The 2618-nt window shown below is 58.4% G+C and carries 2 protein-coding genes; both read left to right on the top strand.

The genetic code is table 11. The features are described from left to right. Positions 1-223 precede the first annotated feature (223 nt). Entirely contained in the window at positions 224-1738 is a 1515-nt protein-coding gene (gene istA, locus G453_RS0116735) for an IS21 family transposase (protein ID WP_235731793.1), read from the top strand. 13 nt (positions 1739-1751) lie between these two features. Continuing rightward, positions 1752-2528 (top strand): IS21-like element helper ATPase IstB, encoded by a 777-nt coding sequence (istB, locus tag G453_RS0116730; RefSeq protein WP_027191966.1) that lies wholly within the window; start codon positions 1752-1754, stop codon positions 2526-2528. Positions 2529-2618 lie beyond the last annotated feature (90 nt).

Genomic DNA, 2618 nt, shown 5'->3' with positions numbered 1-2618 from the left:
TGTCGGCGACCGCCCCTATGGGTCCATTCGATGTTCACCCAATGGAGCCACCGGATGTTCACCTAATGGAGCCACCCAGTGCTCACGCAATGGGGCCATTTGATGATCAGGTAATGGAGCCAGTCTAGCCTGGCCGAACCGGGTTTCGGACCTTCGAGATGCCACGTATTTCCGCCGGATTCACGAGCGGGAGGTACGCGGGATGTCCAATCGGAGGTTCGAGATGTTTGAATATCGCCATGCTCTTGTCCGGATGCGCCTTGGCGAATCGGACAGGCAGATAGCCAAGACACACCTCATGGGCCGCAGAAAGCTGGCCCAGGTCCGAGAGATAGCCGAAACTCTGGGGTGGCTGGCCCCCGATACTCTGTTGCCGAATGACGCGGAGTTGTCGTTGGCCTTGGCCGGGCGCTCGCCCGTCCAACCGTCCACTTCCAGCATCAATCCCTTCCAAAATGATGTCCGAGACTGGGTCAAGCAGGGAATTGCGGGAATCGCGATCCATACGGCCCTGGTCCGGAAGCACGGCTACACAGGCGCATACTCCAGCGTCAGACGCTTCATCGCCAAGCTGAAGAAGGACAATCCGACCGCCACGGTGATGCTGGACTTCAATCCAGGCGAGGCGGCGCAGGTGGACTTTGGCTCCGGTCCTGAGATCATCGACGCATTCACCGGCGAAGTCACCAAGACGCACTTTTTCGTGATGACATTGGCTTGGAGCAGGCACCAGTACGCCGAGATCGTCCGCGACCAGAAGGTGGAGACCTGGCTTGGCTGCCACAGACGGGCTTTCGAGTTTTTCGGCGGCGTTCCAGGGAAGATGATCATCGACAACCTCAAAAGCGCCATCGTCAAGGCCAGCTTCCACGATCCCCAGGTGCAGCGGTCCTACGCGGAATGCGCCGAGGGATACCAGTTCCTGATCTCACCATGTCCACCGCGCGAGCCGCAGAAGAAAGGCAGGGTCGAGTCCGGGGTCAAGTACATCAAGAACAATTTCATGCCTCTGCGTGAATTCCGAACCCTACGTGATGCCAATGAGCAACTCCGGGCCTGGGTCATGGAAACGGCGGGCAACCGCATTCACGGGACCACGAAGGAGAAACCGCTGACGCTGTTCGCCGAGACTGAAAAGCATGTGCTTAGGCCGTTGCCCTCTGTGCCGCCGGAGATGGCCGTCTGGGCGCAGGTCAAGCTGCACGGCAACTGCCACGTCGAGTTCCGCAGGAGCTTCTACTCCGCCCCTTACCGGCTGGTGCACCAGGAGCTGTGGCTGCGGGCCACGGAGAAGACCGTCCAGCTTTTCGACGGCATCGAGCTTGTCGCCATCCATCCCCGTCTGCCCAGGCCGGGGAGCAAGTCCACCCTCGAGGATCATTTGCCGCCGGACGCCAAGGCGTACATCATGCACGATCCGCAGTGGTGCCTGGCCCAGGCCGAAAAGGTAGGCCCAGCCTGCTTGAGCTTCATTGACGAGCTGTTCTCAGACAAAGTGCTGGACAATCTCCGGGCAGCTCAAGGGGCGTTGCGGCTCAAAAAGAAATACGGCGCGAAACGCCTTGAAGCCGCTTGCCAACGCGCCTTGGATCACAACGACATCCGTTACTGCACCGTCAAGCGCATCCTGGAGAAGGGCCTGGACGTATTGCCGCGCCCTGTCTTCCATGAGGAGGTGAAAGAAATTTACACTGGTAAGTCGAAGTATTGCAGGGAATTGAGCGGAATTCTACAATGAAAAGGAGAAGATAATGAACCCGATGCCTTCCCTTGAACCCGCGTTGAAACAGCTTCGTCTCTCCGGCATCCTGGACTCCCTGGAGGTGCGGAACAAGCAGGCCATTGAGGATGGACTGTCCCATGTGGAGTTCCTGGCCATGCTGGTCCAGGACGAGGTGGCCCGGAGGGAACAGAAGAAGTTCTCGCTCCGAATCCGCCGTGCGGGCTTCAGAAGTCAAAAGACCTTTGAAGGCTTCGACTTCGGCTACAACCCGTCCATCAATAAGTCGCTGATTCTTGACTTGGCAACGTGTCGCTTCGTTGAGGAAAAAGCTTCCGTGCTCATCGTCGGCCCTTGCGGCACCGGGAAAAGCCACATCGCCCAGGCCCTTGGACACGCCGGAGCCAGGAGGGGGTACGAGGTGCTGTTTACCTCGGTCGGCAAGCTGTTGGGAATGCTCCAGGCCGCCAAGGCGACCAACTCGTACGAACGAAAACTGTCCACCCTGGCCAAGACGGATCTGCTCATCATCGATGACTTCGGCCTGAAACCCTTCAAGACCTCAGAGGATGAGGATTTCCATGATCTGATCGCGGAGCGGTACGAGCGGTGCCCGACGATCATCACCAGCAATCTGGACTTCTCCGAATGGGGAGAAGCCTTCAACAACAAGCTCTTGGGGGCCGCGACCCTGGATCGCTTGCGGCACGGAGCATACAAGGTGGTCCTCGAAGGTCGAAGTTTCCGAAGCTCCAGGGAAGAGGCCATGATCAAAAACTGCGTTGCCGGTGCAGGGGAAAACAACTAGATGTTTAACACGTCCGAAGCCCGGAAACGCTGATCCAAGTGGCTCCATTAGGGGCGGACATGGGTGGCTCCATTAGGGCGGTCAATGACA

The organism is Fundidesulfovibrio putealis DSM 16056 (assembly GCF_000429325.1).
GTDB classification, from domain to species: domain Bacteria; phylum Desulfobacterota; class Desulfovibrionia; order Desulfovibrionales; family Desulfovibrionaceae; genus Fundidesulfovibrio; species Fundidesulfovibrio putealis.
Note: the sequence above shows the minus strand (reverse complement) of the source record. Positions and strands in the feature narration are given on the sequence as shown.

Coding starts and splice junctions, on each gene's coding strand:
- istA (WP_235731793.1), top strand. CDS start 224: ATGTTTGAATATCGCCATGCTCTTGTCCGGATGCGCCTTGGCGAATCG.
- istB (WP_027191966.1), top strand. CDS start 1,752: ATGAACCCGATGCCTTCCCTTGAACCCGCGTTGAAACAGCTTCGTCTC.